The 17,593-nt window shown below is 52.1% G+C and carries 12 protein-coding genes and 1 pseudogene; 4 read left to right on the plus strand and 9 right to left on the minus strand.

Going from position 1 to position 17,593, the window contains the following annotated elements; genetic code table 11:
- Nucleotides 1–68: 68 nt before the first annotated feature.
- Nucleotides 69–3,737 (minus strand): RHS repeat domain-containing protein, encoded by a 3,669-nt coding sequence (locus tag GO988_RS23015; RefSeq protein WP_157569989.1) that lies wholly within the window; start codon nt 3,735–3,737, stop codon nt 69–71.
- A gap of 36 nt (nt 3,738–3,773) precedes the next feature.
- Nucleotides 3,774–7,190: an RHS repeat domain-containing protein gene (locus GO988_RS23020; protein ID WP_198173018.1), complete on the minus strand. Its 3,417-nt coding sequence runs from the start codon at nt 7,188–7,190 to the stop codon at nt 3,774–3,776.
- A 713-nt stretch (nt 7,191–7,903) separates the two neighbouring features.
- On the opposite strand from GO988_RS23020, the pseudogene GO988_RS23025 reads away from it, so the two are divergent.
- Together GO988_RS23025 and GO988_RS23030 are read left to right on the plus strand one after the other, a co-directional pair.
- Nucleotides 7,904–8,258: pseudogene (locus GO988_RS23025) on the plus strand (recombinase family protein).
- A gap of 828 nt (nt 8,259–9,086) precedes the next feature.
- Nucleotides 9,087–9,572 (plus strand): SMI1/KNR4 family protein, encoded by a 486-nt coding sequence (locus tag GO988_RS23030; RefSeq protein ID WP_157569992.1) that lies wholly within the window; start codon nt 9,087–9,089, stop codon nt 9,570–9,572.
- A 133-nt stretch (nt 9,573–9,705) separates the two neighbouring features.
- On the opposite strand, the gene GO988_RS23035 is transcribed toward GO988_RS23030, so the two are convergent.
- The 3 genes from GO988_RS23035 to GO988_RS23045 all read right to left on the minus strand — a co-directional run bounded on the left by GO988_RS23035 (nt 9,706) and on the right by GO988_RS23045 (nt 11,224).
- Nucleotides 9,706–10,251 carry a hypothetical protein gene (locus GO988_RS23035; RefSeq protein WP_157569993.1) on the minus strand — a complete coding sequence of 182 codons (546 nt, stop codon included), beginning with the start codon at nt 10,249–10,251 and terminating at the stop codon, nt 9,706–9,708.
- Nucleotides 10,252–10,384: 133 nt separating this feature from the next.
- Nucleotides 10,385–10,765 (minus strand): hypothetical protein, encoded by a 381-nt coding sequence (locus tag GO988_RS23040; RefSeq protein WP_157569994.1) that lies wholly within the window; start codon nt 10,763–10,765, stop codon nt 10,385–10,387.
- Between the two features lie 132 nt (nt 10,766–10,897).
- Nucleotides 10,898–11,224: a DUF6678 family protein gene (locus GO988_RS23045; protein ID WP_157569995.1), complete on the minus strand. Its 327-nt coding sequence runs from the start codon at nt 11,222–11,224 to the stop codon at nt 10,898–10,900.
- An 80-nt stretch (nt 11,225–11,304) separates the two neighbouring features.
- Here GO988_RS23045 and GO988_RS23050 point away from each other — a divergent pair, with 80 nt between their 5' ends.
- Nucleotides 11,305–11,934 (plus strand): hypothetical protein, encoded by a 630-nt coding sequence (locus GO988_RS23050; RefSeq protein ID WP_157569996.1) that lies wholly within the window; start codon nt 11,305–11,307, stop codon nt 11,932–11,934.
- Nucleotides 11,935–12,152: 218 nt separating this feature from the next.
- On the opposite strand, the gene GO988_RS23055 is transcribed toward GO988_RS23050, so the two are convergent.
- From GO988_RS23055 to GO988_RS23065, 3 genes are all read right to left on the minus strand, one after another.
- Complete coding sequence (locus tag GO988_RS23055; RefSeq protein WP_157569997.1) at nt 12,153–13,397, minus strand: RepB family plasmid replication initiator protein; 1,245 nt, start codon at nt 13,395–13,397, stop codon at nt 12,153–12,155.
- Between the two features lie 579 nt (nt 13,398–13,976).
- Entirely contained in the window at nt 13,977–14,270 is a 294-nt protein-coding gene (locus tag GO988_RS23060) for a hypothetical protein (RefSeq protein ID WP_157569998.1), read from the minus strand.
- A gap of 76 nt (nt 14,271–14,346) precedes the next feature.
- Complete coding sequence (locus GO988_RS23065; RefSeq protein WP_157569999.1) at nt 14,347–15,015, minus strand: AAA family ATPase; 669 nt, start codon at nt 15,013–15,015, stop codon at nt 14,347–14,349.
- 547 nt (nt 15,016–15,562) lie between these two features.
- On the opposite strand from GO988_RS23065, the gene GO988_RS23070 reads away from it, so the two are divergent.
- Entirely contained in the window at nt 15,563–16,504 is a 942-nt protein-coding gene (locus tag GO988_RS23070) for a PLP-dependent cysteine synthase family protein (RefSeq protein ID WP_157570000.1), read from the plus strand.
- A gap of 445 nt (nt 16,505–16,949) precedes the next feature.
- Here GO988_RS23070 and GO988_RS23075 read toward each other — a convergent pair whose 3' ends face one another.
- The gene (locus tag GO988_RS23075) at nt 16,950–17,345 is read right to left on the minus strand and encodes a hypothetical protein (RefSeq protein ID WP_157570001.1); all 396 of its coding nucleotides are present in this window, start codon (nt 17,343–17,345) and stop codon (nt 16,950–16,952) included.
- Between the last annotated feature and the right edge of the window lie 248 nt (nt 17,346–17,593).

A 17,593-nucleotide genomic window follows, 5' to 3' on the forward strand; every position in this document is an offset into this window, starting at 1 on the left:
GAGGTCCGGCGCATAGAGGCGGGAATAAGCAAACGGAAAAGAAGGCGGGAGACCGGCAACAGGGGTCCTTATTTGCCGGCGTAGTGATACTGCTGCTGGGAAAGGATGCGCCCCTGCTCGTCGCGGGTGCGCACCAGTCGGCCCAGTCCATCATATTCGTAGGTCACGGTGCGGCCCGTCGCGTCCGTCTGGCTCGTCATCCCGCGCAGCGCATCATAAGTGTAGCTCGTCAACTGGGCGCCCACAGGTTGCAAGACCACGTCATCCAGCAACAAGCTGGTGCCCCCACCCCCCAAACGCACGGAGCCGCGGTTGGGGAAGTGCAGGCGAATACGCTGCTGCTGCCACCCGCCCGGGGCACTGGCCACAGTCTGCGCCGTCCCGGTAGCGCTTCCTCCCTGCACTTGCAGCAGGGGCGTAGCCGCGTTTTGCCGCCAGTAGGAGAGTTCGTAGTCACCCGCGGGCAGTGAGTCGCGCGACACGCCAAAACTGTCATCGAGGCGATACGCCCAACGGCCGCTGTGGCCTTGCCCCTCCACCAGGCGTTGCCCAATCCCTAAATGCATGTCATACGTCCAGCGCCCTGCCGCTCCCGGCTCGAAGCTGGTGCAGGCAAGCTGGGTTACTAGGGCATTACTTGCTTTGGCCAGGGGTTGCCCTGTGCGCGAATCCCACAGGTAGCTTAAGGAGCTCCCCCCGGGCATATGCGCCTGGACTAGCTGGCGCTGGGCGTCGTAGCGGTCAAACACGACTTGCAAGGCATAGTGCGGATCGTAGTGTGGCGAGCCGGCTTGCAGCTGAAAAGGTCGGAATGAACGCCAGGCCAGCGGCTGCGTCACCTGGTAGGCCAATTGCTGGGCGGGCACCACCACGCCCGGGGCCAGCACGCGTCCTAGATGGAGTTGGCTTTGGGTAACCAACGTATCCGCACGAGTCAGACGGGTACTTGTTTGCTCCACGAGTTGCGCCACGGCGTGGTTGCGCACTAATTCCCGCAGGGCCCGCGCCGGCGCCGGGCTCGTGTCCGTTACCTGCGTGACGTCGTAGTCAGCCGCGTAGCGCGAGCGCATTTGCTGGCGCTGCCCATCAGACAATATCGTCTCAACCAGGGTTGGCTGGCAGTGGCGGGTATTTCCGTAGCTATAGGCAGTCGTCGTTAAATGGTAGGCACTCGTGTCGCCTAAAGCGTAGGAAAAGAGTTGTGTCTGCGTTACATGTTGCCAACCGCTTTGTTGCCTGGTATTCCGATAAGCAAAAGGCACTGCTTGATTGCCCATCGTTAGCAAGGTATTTCCACTAAAAGTGGCATCAGGAGCCACAATAAATCCAAGGAAAGTGATTGAATCCAGCGTGGTATACTGATGCACCAGCTTAGTTACTAACCAGTCACGACCATCAGGAGCCGTCGCGTATTTCAGCTGGGTTAGGAGATTTCCTCGTTTCCAGGAAGTGAGAATTTTAGGCGGGAACGGCTTTTCATTGGTAGCGCTCTCCGTTGCTGTTGAATAGGTGCTGACGGTACGCCCAGTAGTCTGTTTTGTCGAGGAGCTATCCAAGACTGTGACAGCTTGGTAGCTTACAACTTGATCTTGTCCCTCTAGTTCCCCGAGGGAGTTAGAACTAATGACTGTATAGGTGACGTCAATAATAGAAGTAGTAGTACACAATACACTGCCTTGATTGACGCAATTGGGGTTACCGGCACCCTCCACCCGCGCCAGCTGCGTTCGGACATATAAGGGGGGCGACTCATTGACTAATTTGCCACTGCTCCACGTGGTGCCAGGAGTCTGGTAGTAGTACCGGCGAAAGGTAGTAAGACCTCGAGAAGCTGCCTGTAGCTGTTCCGTTCGAATACGTACCCCCCCCGCTATTGCATTACGCTGGCCATAAGTTGCGGGCGCTTGCAGTTGATACGACACCTCCAGGTAACCACCCGCCTCTCCTCTGGCGGTGGCTATCAACTCATATTTCCCTGGAGGTAATGCTAGAGACGGGGTGAGTGCTAGGGAAGGTGAGTTGCCCGCAGTTGCCCAAGAAACTGTCGTGTTCAGGGTTAAGTTATGTACCGAGAAATGAGCGTCATTTTTTGGGAAATTGGGGTTACTAGTCCGAAAACCGCCGATCTGACAGCTGATTTGAGTGACAGCGGCCGTTACTTCGAAAGCAACCGTATTGGTTACTTCCTCCCCACTGGGCCCCGTAGCCACATCTACGTGGTGGGTGAAACGAGGGACGGGTAACTGGTACGTCTCCGTAATGGTGTTGGGCTCATACGTGAAAGTCTGTTTCCCGCCGGAGGGATACCGAATTTGGGTAAGAATGCCTGCTTGCACATACGCTGGATTTGGCTTCCGGTCCCCTCCCCCCACTGTAAGGGGCTTCACATTAGCTAGCGAGGCGACTGTTGTAGTGGGAATAAGTCCAAAAGCACTGCCTTGCTTGCCATTATTGGCATAGCCCCAATAATCACGGGAACCAGTTAGGCGATCTGGCAAAGCAAGGCCGTTGTATGTAAAGCGATAGGGCGGCTCTTGCACATCAGCGGCTCGGCTGCTGATGACGACAGAGTCTAGGCGCAGACGCAAGTAGCGTGAGCTAAGTGAATCCGGCAGGGCAGTTGTAGCCTGGTTGAAGTATGAGTGATAGAGCACCACTCGTTTTAAGGTATCTTGCCCGTTACGTGATACAATGTGCAAGGAGCGCAATGATTCATCACCTATACCATCAAGTCGGTTACCCCGCGTCACGGTGCTTACCGTCCCCCCTCGAAAGGTGATACGTTGCAGGCGTTTTGTCCAGAGGTAAGTAACCGCTGGTACGGCCTCTTTATAATCGTCTTGCGGGATGCGACTCAAGCCGCCATCACGGCCATCATAAAGCGAATAGATACTGCTAACAATACTGATTTGTTGGCTGATAGAGTAGATTTTACTCCGGATACTCTCCCGTTCATACATGAACCGAACGGTATCAGCCTGGTCAGCCGAGATGATCTGGCTTAAATACCACGCGGAAATATGTTGCACACTAAGCTTTGCCTGAGTTCGACTGTACTCGCGATCATTGAACGCATAGTGCACTCCTTGTTCATCCGTTAACGTAATGGCCGAATCAGTAACAACGACGCGTAGTGCTTGCAACGGAAAGGCTTTGAATACGCCCGCTGTGTCTTGCATGAAATAGCCCGAATGTCCCCCAAAGTTGAAGGCATATAAATCCGGCTCATAGTCCTCTCGGTGCTGAGCAACGCGGTCAAGTAAATAATAATCTGCATTTGGCACGCCACTCTGTTGACCAACCACAGGATTGAGCTGATAGCTGAGGGGAACGTGGTTGAATTTTTCGCGGAAGCCATTGGGTTCTTCATCTGGCATGCCTCGTACGACCCGCGTGATGACGCCCCCCGCATTAAGAGACCAGCCTAGTCCAACCCAAGAGGCGATATCAGCTACGCGTACGCCAGAAGCATGATAACTCAAACTTAAAGGCACACTTAGGCTACCACATTGAATGGTATACAAGGGAACGTTAATAGTAGGTGTTCCCGACGATTCATTCACCGGCATAAGCGCATAACGCTCTAAAGCCGCTGCCGTTGGGGAGGCAGGTACCCGTTGAGGCAATAAAGTGGGAGGTTGGGCACTCGTACTAGATGGAGCTGATTGCCCATAACAGCGGTAGTTTTCGCTACCTAAAAAAACGAAAATAAAGATGAGTAATAGTTTTAATGACATAGGCAAATAGCTACTTAATAGAAGAAAGTGAGGGCTTTATTTCCCGGCGTAGTGGTATTGCTGCTGGGAGAGGATCCGTCCCTGCTCATCGCGGGTGCGCACCAGCCGACCCAACCCGTCGTACTCGTAGGTCACGGTCCGCCCCGTGGGATCCGTCTGGCTCGTCATTCCGCGCAGCCCATCGTAGGTGTAACTCGTGAGCTGGGCCTGGACAGGGGCTAAGCGCACCTCATCCAGTAGAAGCGAGCTGCCTGTCGGCGCCAGCAAATTCACGGCGTTGCCGCCGAAGCTTTGCGTTAACACGAGCAGGGTGCGGTACTGTTTCCACCCATCCGGGCGCGCTGCCACGAAATGCTGGCTCGCGGCCGGGACCAGGGTCCCGTTTTGATAGATAACGGGCGCTCCCCCCTGCGCCCAGAGCAGCAACTCATAAGTAGCCGCGGGCAAGTTGGCCCGACTTACCTGATTTTGGCCGGGCACTAACTGATAGGCCCAACGACCCGTACGGCCACCCAGTACGCGGTAGGCGCTCGTCGTCGTGGAGTCGAAGTGCCACCGGCCTGTAGCGCCCAGCTCGAAACTGGTGCAAGCGACTTGCGTGCTCGCTGCGTTCGTGACCTTCGCCAACGGCTCGTTGGTCGTGTAGTCCCACAGGTAGGTCAGGGGCGTACCGCCTACTAAATGCGCTTGCGTGAGATTACGCTGGGCATCGTAGCGATCGAAGACGAGACGCGCTTCGTAGCGCGCATCCGCGCGCAATTGCCCCGCGCGGAGTTCCGCCCGCTGGAACTGGCGCCAAGGAGTTGGCGCGCTGGCCTGGTAAGCGAGTTGGCGCGCCGGCACGACTACGCCTGGAGCCAGGATTTGAGAAAAGGTAAGCTGGCTCTGGGTAACGAGCGTATCCTTGGGGGTGAGGCGCGTGGTCGTCTGCTCCACCAACTGGGCCACGGCGTGCGTGCGGACGAGTTCCCCCAGGGCTCGGGCGGGCCCACTACTGGTAGTATTTAGCTGCGCGACATCGTAATCCGCTGCGTAGCGCGAGTGCACTTGCTGGCGTTGCCCATTCGACAACGTAGTCTCGACCAAAGTCGGCTGCTGGTGGCGGGCATTACCATAGTGGTAAGAAGTAGTTATTAACTGAAAAGAGGTCGTATCGCCCGGAGCATACTGATACTGTTGGCGCTGGCTGACCCGTTGCCAACCGCTCATTTGATGCGTATTGGTATAGACGAACGGCGTGGCAGGATATGCCCCATTAGAGCCTAAATAGGCTGTGGTGGTTAAAGCATGATTAGTGAAAGTGACATTGGGCGCTGCAATAAAGCCGACAATGTCAAGGGTATCGCGTGTCTCGTAACGCTGTTCCATTTTTGCGACCAAGTCTAATTTACCCGGGGTAGTCGCTCGATACTGGCGCTGAGTTAGCAGATTGCCTCTTTTCCAGGCGGACTGCACTTTGGGACTTGTTATAAACTCACTCCCACCTGTTTGGTCCGTATCAAATGAGTACGTGCTTACAGTGCGGCCCTGTGTCTGCCCCGTTGAGGCACTATCAACCACGGTAACCGTTTTATAGCCGACTATTTGATCCGCTCCCTCTAGCTCTCCTAATGAATTAGAGCTGACAACGGCGTATTTAATATCTACAACAGAAGCCTTGTGGTATAAAAATACGGGGTCATCTTTGGTCACACCATAAACATCTAATCCTGACCCATCCACACGTGAGATGTGAGAGCGCACATACACTGGGGGAGTGGGGTTGATGAGCTGGCCACTGCTTGCTGTGCTGCCTGGAGGCGCGTAATAGTAGCGACGGATAGTAACTGGAGCTTTAGGTGCTGCCTGCAAGCGCTCAGCGCGCAGGCGAACGCCTCCGGTAAAAACGTTATGGACTTTATACAGGTCGCCAGCATCCTCGTACGAGATAGTAAGGCTAGCTGTATAGGGACCACATTCCATGGTTTCCAAGCGGTAGGTGTGGCCAACTACTAGTGCGAGTGAACTTCCAGTGCGGGAACTGGAATCCCTTACTTCTACTGTTTCAACAGAAGGAGTACCACCCTGTAGAATAGTGGATGCTAGTACCAACTGCTTAGCTGGATCGGTAATATCAATGATCGAAGCAGAACCTAGGTAACGGTGTGCAGGGCTAGTTGAGGCCGCGGCAGCCTGTGCGTCGAAATGAACCACAGCGTGATACCGAATGTAATCTAATGGTTTGGTTACCTGTAGAATCTGCGTCGAAGTTTTACACCTGAACGGGGGCGGTCCCACCGTCCCTTCATCGGCATAAAGCGCAAGTTCCGTGCGTTTTTTTGGTACTCGGTAGGATTCCGCGAGCGTATTTGATTCATAGTCAAACGCCTGGCTGCCACCCGTAGGATAAGTAATTTGCGTGAGCATCCCCGCCTGGGTATAGGCCGGATTAAGGCGACGGTCGGCCCCGGTAGGCAGCGTGTAGGGCCCCTTGAAGGTTAAGGATTGAATCTCCACGGCGGGTACCAGCCAGGGCGACTGGTTCGGGGAATAAGCTATTCCAGTCCCATTTGGATAGCCCCAATAATCACGACCCCCGAAAATTCGGTCCGGTAGTTCAGTCGCGTTATAAGTGAAGCGATAAGGAGGCTGCGCATCCTGTTTAGCCGTGGCGCATAGTCTGAGAGAATCTAACCGCAAGCGTAGATAGTGATCAGCGTCTGGTATAAGCGACTTGTCTTGATTAAAATAGGACTGATAGAATACGAAGTTTTTGAGCGTATCTGATTTAGTGGACGAGACCACTGCGAGCGAATGAAGCGTTTGATCCCCCACTCCATCCAGGCGATTATCTAAGCTAGATATTACTAATTCGCCACCTCGAAAATAAATACGCTTTAGTCGCTTCGCACGTACGATAGCTTTAGTCAGAATCTCTACTTTATAATCATCCGGAGGTGGGGGGGCGATTATGTCGCCAACGTCGGCAATATTATTCATACTGCTGACAATACTCACCTGCTGGTTCACAAGTGGTGTGGTGGTTGCCCTAACATATTCATATTCGAAACGAATAGTATCTGCTCGATCTGCAGACACCATCCGTGAGAGGTACCAAGCTGAAATATGTTGTTCTATTGTTCGTGGACTGACGAAACTATACTCTTTATCTTTAAAGAGATAAGTGGTGCCGTGCTCATCCACAATAGAAATGGCGGAGTCTACTGCACTGATGTGTAGCGGCCGAAGCGGCAAGGTTTGATACTGGCCGTGGTTGTCTTGCATGAAGCAGCCAGACTGCTCAGAAAAATTATAGGAAAATAAATCAGGACTATAATCTACTTTATTCTGAACTATGCGGTCCAGCAGATAATAAATGGAAGTTGGATTCATCTCCGGACTGGCCCCACTTACTTGGGTTCGCAGGGTATCAGCCAGTGGTACTTGAGCGTAGTTTTCCTGGTAGTTACTCATTCGGGGTGCATCATCTGCACTGCCTCGAGTAACGCGGGTGATTACGCCCCCTGCGTTCAAGGACCAGCCAAGGCCTACCCAAGAAGCAGCGTCACTCACCCGAATGCCTGAGGCATGATAGCTTAGACTAATCGGTACAGTGAGCTGCCCCGACCGAATCTCGTAGAGCGGGATACTGATGGCGGGAGTTCCCGTTGATTCATTGACCGGCATGAGCCCGTAACGCTCGAGTGCCGCCGTCGTGGGCGATGGGGGAACACGCTGGGGCAGTAAAGCTGGTGCGGGAGAGGGATCTACCGGATGCGATTGACTATACCCAGTTGTATAAATACCTAAGAACAGGAGGATACAGAGTAGACGTTGCGCCATACGCAAAAGCAAAATTGATCTTTGATTAGCCACATAATACTACGTATGCGCTATAATTACTTAGTTAGTAATTCCAACAAAACTAGATGAGACGGGGATAACATCCTAAAAATACTTACCTATACCTATTTCAATTATCAGTTTAGGCACGCACTATAATTTGCAGGTACGATCTCTTGGTAATGAAAAATCAAGTAGCTATTAATCTTGGGAGTAGAAAATTGCACCTCCCTACTACCCCCTCTCCTATCCTACCCCAACCAAAAAAGGCTGTTTTTAGCGGGTCAAGACGTGAATTCTGAAAGCTTTTGCGGTTTGGTTTTGTGATCCATACTTGTTGAGCCATGCAGCACATTTTCGGCTACGCCCGAGTTTCAGCCACCAACCGAAACCTGGCCACCCAACTCGACGACCTGACCCGCGCTGGGTGCACCCGCATCTTTCAGGAGAAAGTGTCGGGAAGCCGCATCAGTAGCCCTGCCCTCAATGAACTGCTAGCCGATTCAGCTTGTGGAAGAGTTCAACCGCCGCAGCGCGCACTTTCAGGCCCTCGACCTGGGCACCGATTCGCGCACGCCAGCAGGCAAGATGATTATTGGGGTATTTTTCTCTTTCAATCAGTACGAGCGGGAGAACAACCGCGAGAAGAGCTTAGCCGGTATCGACCTGGCCAAGCAGCAAAGCAAGCACCTCGGCTAGCTGGCCGGGCGCGATGCCGAGAAGCCAAGGCCTTGGAAAAAGGCTTGTCGGTGGCCGAGATTGGACGGTGACGGGAAATAGTCCGGCGAGCGTCAAGCGCTATTGGCGCGGATTGGCCATTCTTTAATTTAAGCCTAGCAGGCTTGTATGAAAACTTCCTTATGCCAGTTGCTTGTCTATAGCGAAACGGCAGGTGCCCCCTTAGATATCAGCGCACTTGCCGCTGCTAGGCACTGGCAGGGCACGGAACATGAGACTAGCCTTTACTGGGAAGTAACAGCTCAGATGGGCCTGGACTCCTTGTTTTTATATAGTCCCGCTTAGGCCTTCTTTGGAACGGAAACCGACAATTTTGCCCTCTATGAGGGAGCTGATACGCTGGTACTCGTCGAAGTTATCTCGCTCGAAGCTGGCCGGGCTACCTAGACTTCCCGTTCCAGCCGGACACGGGTACCGCTTTGGTACTCCAGGGGCTCACCTGCTTTTTCGATGCTAGCCTGTCGTTGCCCCCAGACCTGCCCGCCCGCTACGCGTTGAGCTAGCCAGCCGTTTGGGATACAGTGGTGTTGGAGTGCGTTTATCAAGTAGTTTATCCAGTTAGTCTACAGCTCAATGCTTTACATCTAGAGGGCTTCTGTTTTCGGCGCAACTAGGTAGAAGGAGTAGATACATTTTCTAGCCAACTGCCTGCTTGTAACGTCTCTTAACTGACCGTTCAAGTAATGTGACAAGCTAATAAATAAGCTTTTTTCAGTTACTACAGTGGGCTTCACACCCTTCTATAAGCTCGGCTAAGTTGAGTCATCCAACTCCTATCTTGCCCCTTCTATGGCAATTGACCTCACTAACTTTTGGGATGAGACGGACAAAGTACCGCCTCCCTTGACCACCGAGTTTATTCAGCAAGCTGAGCAGCAGCTAGCGGTGCACTTACCAGCTGACTTGCTCGCGCTACTGAAGCAGCAAAACGGCGGATATACCCGTGGCTTTGTGTACCCCATGGCCCACCCGACCTCCTGGGCCGAAAACCATGTGCCCTTCGATGAGCTGTTTGGTCTGCTTCCGAGCGATAGGGGGGGCGCGAGTATCCTCGACAGCGGGTATCTGACGCAAGAATGGGGAGTACCAGAAAAGCAAGTGCTACTAAGTGGCGATGGCCATTGGTTTATTACACTAGATTATCGCCACGGCTCGGAGCCACGGGTAGCTTGGATTGATACCGAGATGGAGGAGGATGTGCCAGTAGCAGACAGTTTCTCAACTTTTCTAGCTGGGTTAGTTGACCGCGATGAAATGCCGGAAGACGAAGAATAAAATTTATTGCAAAGCAGCAGTGGAGCTTATAACGTTAACTAAGCGCACCCTCAAGTAAGATTATAAGCTCCGCTGTCACCTTTGACGAGGCTCGTTTGAGTAATGTGACAAGCTCGGCTATTTCACTCCGCGACTATTTCCGCAGGCGAATCCGGTCAACCAAGAAGTAGTCGTAGAGACTGGCATCGGCGGCGTAAGCTCCCTGCTGATCGCTGAAGACGCAGAAATCGTGGTCTTTGAAGAAGGACCCCCCCACAAAGCGATGGAGGTTCACCCCGTAGAGGTACACGTGCCCATAGGCGACCCTGCAGGCGGCTTCCCAGTGTCGTTGCTGGGCCACTTGATTGTAGGTGGCCGCCACCACGTACGCATACATTTTGCAGTGCGCTTGCTGACCATCTAGGATTTTATTGGGGTCTGACAAGGCGTTATGCTTCATGGCAAACGTGAGGCGGCGCGCGGTCTCGGCGACCGCGAACTGTTGCAGGGCAGTCGGCGTAAGCGCCCTTGCTGCCGCCGGGGGAAGCCGGGCCTGGACGGCGGCCAGGTGCGGCGGGTCCAACGAGCGCGGAGAGGGACGGTAGCCCACCACCTGATACGCTAGGCCGTGAACCACCACGCCATACGCGCTGAGGACCACCACTACCAGAAGCAAGACGCGCACAACTACTCGTTTCATAGGCGTGGTGGAGGGGACCTGAAAAAAGGGGAGTTGTTTGCTGCCCCCTTTAGAGTTGAGACGTGGGATGCGGAAAGGTGACTATTTTTTGGCCCGCTAGGCCGGTTGCCACCGCGGCGAGCTCGTTCCAGCCTCAGGCGTAGCAGTCGAAGTTAGCAAAGGGAACTTGGCGGTGGGCCGAGTAGTGTACGGGCTGCGGGTGATAATGCTGGAGTTGACACCACGAGGAAGCCGACAGCAGGACAGTGTGCCCCAGCACGGTTGCTTGAATAGAAGTCGAGCACCCCTCGGGAGTTTGCTTGGCCTTCGTTCCCAGCTGCCTAGTCACGGCGTCGTAGGGCAGCAGCTGGTAGCCCCAGGCTTCAAGCACCTGCATTACGCGGGCCCGGGCTATGGCCCCGCTATCGGCTAGCAGGACAGCGACTCTATCCGCGCCTTCTACTGGTCCACGTGTCGGCGGTGGTGCCTGTCCAGCCAAGGCGGCGAGCGCAAAGCCCAGCACAAGTAGTTTCATCGTGGTCAAACAAATTGTCTGCTAAAGCTTACTATGTTAGGAGGCAGACAACGAGCATTAGGTAAAGGAGCTCGCTGCGTTGCGGAGGTATAACCCGTCAAAGGGGGCTTCACTACCTTTCAGAATCGCTTGTTAGGGGGCAGGAAAGCGGATGCGAATTCGCCCTTCTACTAGTTGCACTGGGATGCCGTGCTCGGCTAGTTGGTGGAGCAGTTCCGGGGTGTGGTCCAGGAGGCGAGGGGGGACCAGCCGCCCGATGTGTTGGGGCACAAGCGGGTCAATTTCCACCCATTCCACTTCCCGCGTGGGGACGGGACCGTAGGCCGAGGATTCGACATAGCCGGGTACCGGCACTAAGAACCAGCCCCAGCCGGAAGGCAGCGTGCCTAGCCTAAACTTGGCCCGCGTAGAGAGGGAGAAGCGGGTAGTTAGTGCGTCAATCACTTCTTCGACTTTCATCCGTTCAAAGAAAGCAACTTTCCTGGTTTGTCGGCTAGTGCCAGGAGATTCCACGCCCATTTGGCCCCTACTTTGGTGGGATGAACCCGGTTTTTCGCACGGGCTGGCTGCTTGGTCTAGCCGTTGCCTGCACCCCCGCCAGTCCGCCCGGCCAAACGCTGCCTCAGGTGGCCTCCCGGGAAGAAATGGCTGTCATTCAAGCCGTCATTCAAACGAATGAACTGCTGGCGGACCATCAGCTTTTCGGTCAGGCGCTGTCGGCCCGCCCGCTGTTCTCCCAGGTACTCCCACTCGCGGTGCGCTCGAACAACCAGGCCACGCGGGCGGCCGAATTTGAGGTGCGGTTGGCCGATTTACTGCGCCACACCTACTCCGTCCAAGGGCAGCGCCTGCGCTTCTTCACGTCGGCCGACTCCAGCGCCGTGGTCCCCCAATGGAATGGGGGACCACGGCGCTTAGATAGCACGCAGTTTGCCCTCTGTGACCTGTTGACGCCGGCTTCCTACCGGCTTGAGCGGCAGCAGCACGTGGGGAGCCACTACCGCGGCCCCCTCGCGTATCAGCAGTTTTCACAACCCCTGTTCTCCGCCGATGAAACCAAAGCCTATATCCAACTGGACGCCTTCGGCAGTGGCCGAACAGCGTACCTGTTAGTGAAAAAAGGCTCGCACTGGGAGCAAGTCGCGTCCCACTTGCTTTGGGTAGAGTAGCCCCTTGCCTGGGCATTCCCGGATGGCCCAGTCCGGGAATGCCCCCGATAACCCCGCGTGCTAAACGCCTCCCGGACGAGTGCGCTTAGATAAGCCAGCAGTTAAGCGGCAGAAACCAACGATACGAGGGCTGTAACTGCCTGGTTACTAAACAGTTTATAATGGTATAAAAGCCAAATATTACGCGGAATACTATTTTATACTACCTTGATTATTAGTTAGTTAGCCGCCCAAATAGCAGGAAATGTACTCTTCAAGAGTGCCATTGTCGCTGCGGCTACATTCTCCCCTGGTTTGGCTTTGGTTTCGAAGTCACGTAGCACGGGGTAGGTCTCTTTTAGCAGTTTGGTCAGTTGCTCCTCCCCTACTACTACCTCCAGCACTTTCTTAATTTGAGCTTGTGTCAGCTTGAGCTTCTGTAGCCGCGTTTGCACCTTCTGCTGCAAAGGGGTAAGTTGTGGTACTGATACAATTTCAATTGCTGCTGTATTCAGTGGTAACGCAAGCTGCTCTAGCTTGCTCTTTCTATTGATGTTAAAGGTAATATCAGTAACTGCCCGACCACGTTGCCGACGCTCTGTATAAGTAATATCAAAACTTAATTCATTTAACTCTGCTACCGAAGGCTTGAGCACTTTTCGACGAAAATCACTATATTCTTTATAGTGATCACTAGCGGCTGTTAGTTCTTTTAATTGTTCCACACTGATTGTATGCGGGCTCTTAAATTGCCACGCCCGCATTAACCAGTAAAGTCTTTGACTACTGTTGCTCTTGATAGCTAGCAATTCGTCTACGTCAGCTAAAGCAAAGTTGCCTGCTAGATTTACCAAGTACGGCGTAACTGCTTTACCGAAGGTTGCTATCAACATCTTAGTAGCACTGTCGTACCTCATAGAGTCACATAGTGAAACTAGATGTACATCCTCCTCATTTGGCTCAGGTATCCGCAAAGTGGCACTCATCATTCGAAGCATAGCGGCTTCTAATAATTGATGTTGATGACCACCAAAAGTTGGAAATAGCTCTTCAAGCGGAATAACAGCAGTTGGAACCTCAGTATCTCCTTTGCGAATGGTTCGCAGCATCAAACAGAAAATACGTGCTTCTAGCAGAGTGGTAGTTGTGGGAGTTTCGACCAGTGTGTTGTGCTGCACTACTGTTGTCGTACGACGCGCCCGCGCTACTATCTCCTGATAATTATCGGGTATTGGTAGTTGCTCTGCACTAACCGTTGCAACTGGTGGATTATCTGGTGCAGGCGTCACCATGAATTTTACCGTGGGTAGAGCAGCCTGGTGTTGAGCTTGTTGCACAGCTTCGTAGGCTTGCTCAGCTGTGTCGTGATAACCAACTGATACTCTCTTACCATTTATAAGTACCCGTGCCTTCCACCGCCCTTTAAGCTTGTCATAACAAACTCCTTTGTAAGAAGATAACGGTTTGCTTAACTCATTCTGCATAATGCAAGGTAACTTATGAAAGCAATCTGGTCTCTCTGTACTTTAGTCCGGTCTCATGTACTTAGGTCTGGTCTCTCTGTACTTTAGTCCGGTCTCAGTCCCTCCTCGCTGTACTTTAGTCCGGTCTCCCTGTACTTTAGTCCGGTCTCATACTTATAAATGTTTGGTAATCAGTGAGTTATGACCTATTTAATAACTGTAATAAGCTTTTAATAATGAGAATAGCTCCTTGTTTTTTCAGCTTTCAAGTCGGTTAAAAAAAGTCAGACAAGTCGGTCAAATAATGGCTTCGCACACAAAGGGCTCGATTGATGTATGTACATTAAATACTTGCAACTTATTTAGGTATCACATCCTCATCCTTTATAATTGACAGAGTATGATAGTTACTATTAGTATGCTAGTAAAGGACTTGATTACATCCAGTCTTACTCCAAGCAACTATTAATTGTGGTTCATTGAGAAGATTTAGTGTCTATTCGACTCCAATGTGCCGAAGATCCTGCTTTAATACGGAGATTTCACAAGGTTAAAAATTCTGGAACTGCAACTTGATTCACAACTAATTTTAGTTGTGAATCAAGTTGCAGTTTTACCTTCTTGTCTAATCTTTTCTTTCACAGCAGCCAGCACGAAATCATGAATAGAGATGCGGTCTCGCTTGGGTAGTGCGTCCTGGATCGCACGGATCTGAGCCAATTCGCTTTCGTATATTTTAAAAGTAAAAGATTTGAGTTTATCCTCTTCAGGCTCATGAGGTACTACTGATGGCTGGAGCGCTTCTGAGGCCACAGATCCACCTTTGTTAATCATCTCTTCCAGCGAGAGACTAGGCACATGGACAGGCGGTAAGCCAAGCTTCGGTTTCTTCATAGATAGTCAGTGCATTAAAATTAATTTCACAACTTGTTTTACAACTGTTTTTAGTTGTAGAACAAGTTGTGTATTTCTATGTAACTGGTTGTGTATCTTTACTAAGTGCTTGTTGAATCAATCGGCAAAGCTCAGTCACCTCCTGGCTTGCTTTCTCGTCCACGGGGCGCAACTCCAATACTCCCAAGCCTGCTGCTGCTGCATTAGCAAATGCAATACGAGTACCCACTGACGTATCTAGAAACTGCAGATTAGCTGCCCCGCGTAGTAAGTCAGCAGCTTCATCTTTAGCAGTACCTCGTGCATCTGCTTTATTAATGAATGTGAGACAGCGCAGACCTTGATTAAACGGCATGACCTCCTCAATCAGATTCTCTACTTTGCGTAGAGTCCAGATATCGAGCGAACGTGGTGCAAATGGGACCAGATAAGCATGCGAGACGGTTAGAGCTGAGCGCTGGCTAACAGTATCCCTTCCACCCGTGTCAATGACAATATCGTCGTACTTAGTGGCCAATCGCGTGACGCTGGCATGCAACTCCCGACCCGTCAACTTCACGGCTGTATAGCCTAATTCACCATCAAGCGATTGGTGCCGAAAGGCCGTGAAGTCCGTTGCTGACTCTTGGTCGTCAGCATCCACTAGTAATACGTCTCGGCCTTGCTGGAGCAAGAACACTGTCAGGTTAGTGGCGATGGTAGTTTTGCCACTGCCGCCTTTGATACCGCCTACGGTGTAAATCATATTGCAGATTAAAAACTGAAATCAGTTGCAATATTAGTTGTAAATTCAGTTGTAATATAACAACTATACTTTTTTTTGTTTTTTATCACGGAAACGCGATTATTCTTGTGAAGAATACTTAACAAGAAGTGTGGTTCACAAAGCGGTAAGATCAAAGCTCTGAGACCCACCTTCTGACTTGAATAATTCACCTGCTTTAGTCAGCTATTTGGAGTAGGGGAGGGCGCTTGGGTGGCGATCATGCTGCGCACCACTGCGGGCAAACGCCCGATGCTGCGCACTAGCCGCAACGAGTCGACCGACCTGTACTGCCAGGCTTGTTCGGCCAAAGCAGGCAGAAAAGAGCCTTGACCGCCGTAGACTTTTTACTTATATTTGGTTCAATCGCCGCGACAGCCGGCATAGCGCAATCTGCCCCTGACGCGCAGAGGCTACGCGCAAATTATCTCGCGAGCGCATGAAAGCTTCCAGCTTTACCCCACTGCCTTTTCAGCTTGTTTACTACCTACTGGCAATCCTTGACAGACCTTCACGATAATGCACCGCCATGCGCCCCGCCTCTGCTTCCACGACTAGTATTACCACTGCCATCGGGAACACGCCGCTTATAAAATTACGGAAACTGGTGCCCGATGAGTGTGCCGATATCTACGTAAAGCTGGAGTACGTTAATCCCACCGGCTCTTACAAAGACCGCATGGTGTTGGCCATTATCGAGGAAGCCGAAAAAAGGGGGGCTTTGCGGCCGGGAATGACGGTTATTGAGTGCACGGCGGGCAACACCGGGACTTCGCTGGCTTTTGTATGTGGGGCGAAGGGCTATCGGTTCAAAGCCATTTCCTCGGATGCTTTTGCGAAGGAAAAGCTACAAGCCATGCGCGTATTTGGCGCTGAAGTAGAGTTGCTTTCCAACGAAGGGAGAGGGATCACGCCGGATCTAATTCCTAGAATGATAAATCACGTACAAAAATTAAGTGCCCAAGAAGGCTTTTATTGGACCAAGCAGTTTGAAAATACCGATGCCTTAACAGGGTTTCGAGGAATGGGGAAAGAAATACTGAGCCAGGTGAAGCAGCCTATAGATGTGTTTTGCGCCGCGGTTGGCACAGCCGGCATGCTGGCTGGCGTATCCCAGGAATTAAAGAACGCCAATCCTGCGACGAGAGTAGTCGTGCTGGAACCGGCCGAGGCTGCCCTGCTTTCACAAGGAAAACCAGGCAGCCATAAAGTGGACGGCATTGGCGTGGGTTTTATCCCGCCTCTTTTAGGTAAAGTATCTTACGACGCGGTACGGGCAATCGAGGAATCGGAAGCACGCCGAATGGCTAAATCATTGGCTTCGGAGGAAGGCATCTTAGCGGGAACTTCCAGTGGCTTGAATGTAGCAGCGGCTATTGCGCTTGGGAAAGAATTGGGCCCCGGTCGAGTAGTAGTGACCGTGGCCTGTGACTCCGGATTGAAATACTTATCCAGCGGCTTATTTGACTAAGAACGGGTAGGGGAAGTCGGCAGCCCAACAAAAAAAATGTAGACCACCGCACCCTATCGTAGGGCAGGGCCTGTTTGTACTGGACCACCCTCTCTAGCTATGCCCCATTAGTCAATGTCAAAGGCGAGTGGTAAGGCATCAGTTAAACGTCTAGCTGTAATGCGACTTGTCACTGAATAGCGCGACGTCAAAGCTATTTACCCAGTCTAACAAACAGGCTGCAAAGACGGCTCCTGAAATCAGCGTTTCTAAGCCGTTTAGGCACGCTGCCGGATAGTTCAGGAAACGAGCCTTTTTTGGAAGGGGCGCAGTTTACGAAACTCGTCGCCGACGTTCGTTTCGTAAACTTTGATTGGTAGACGGGTTTCTTAAACTCGTACCGTGCTATAGCGACCTGCGAGCACCTCGTGTCAGCCAGCTGCCCGGCGTTCACCGAAAGGAGCGTTTAATGAGGCTTATCCTCTACAAGCTTATGCGGGAAGTAGATAATGCCCAGTACCTCCTTCAAATTTTCCTCTACAAATAGAATGCAATCGCCCTCCAGGCACTCGACTTCGAGAAGACGGGTGTTAGCCAGCGAGCTGGCAGCCATTGCTTTTACACTTTGTATCATTCCCTCGTAATATTCCTCGGTGATGTCTAGCGCGATGATGTCTTGAGGGGAGGGGTCCCAATTCAGTCCTAGACGGTTCTTATAGACCTCGTATAAATGGTAACGGGGCATTACAAAATCACAAATAGCCGAAGGGGCCAACTCTTGAATGAGCGCAAGTAGTTCAGGATTAAGAGAATCCCCCTTGGCCATTAAAACGCGCAGTACATCTTGTGAAATAGGTAGCATGAGAACAGGAAAGGCTGTAAAGCGATAAGATAAGCCTAGTACAAGTATAGCCAGAAGGATAAATGAGCGTTCAGTGAAAGGGTCATTTTGGTGAACTGCTAGCGTCTTGTTCGGAAACCTACTGTTTTTCGAATAGCTTCACTACCCACACCGAATGCCCCGAAAACACTGTTTTTCGAGGCCTTTCCGAAGAGGGTTTGTCGAACGTCGCTGCCGGGAGGCTTAGCTAGCTAGGCTCAGGGGCCTTC

This window comes from Hymenobacter ginkgonis (genome assembly GCF_009755225.1).
In the GTDB taxonomy this organism is placed as follows: domain Bacteria; phylum Bacteroidota; class Bacteroidia; order Cytophagales; family Hymenobacteraceae; genus Hymenobacter; species Hymenobacter ginkgonis.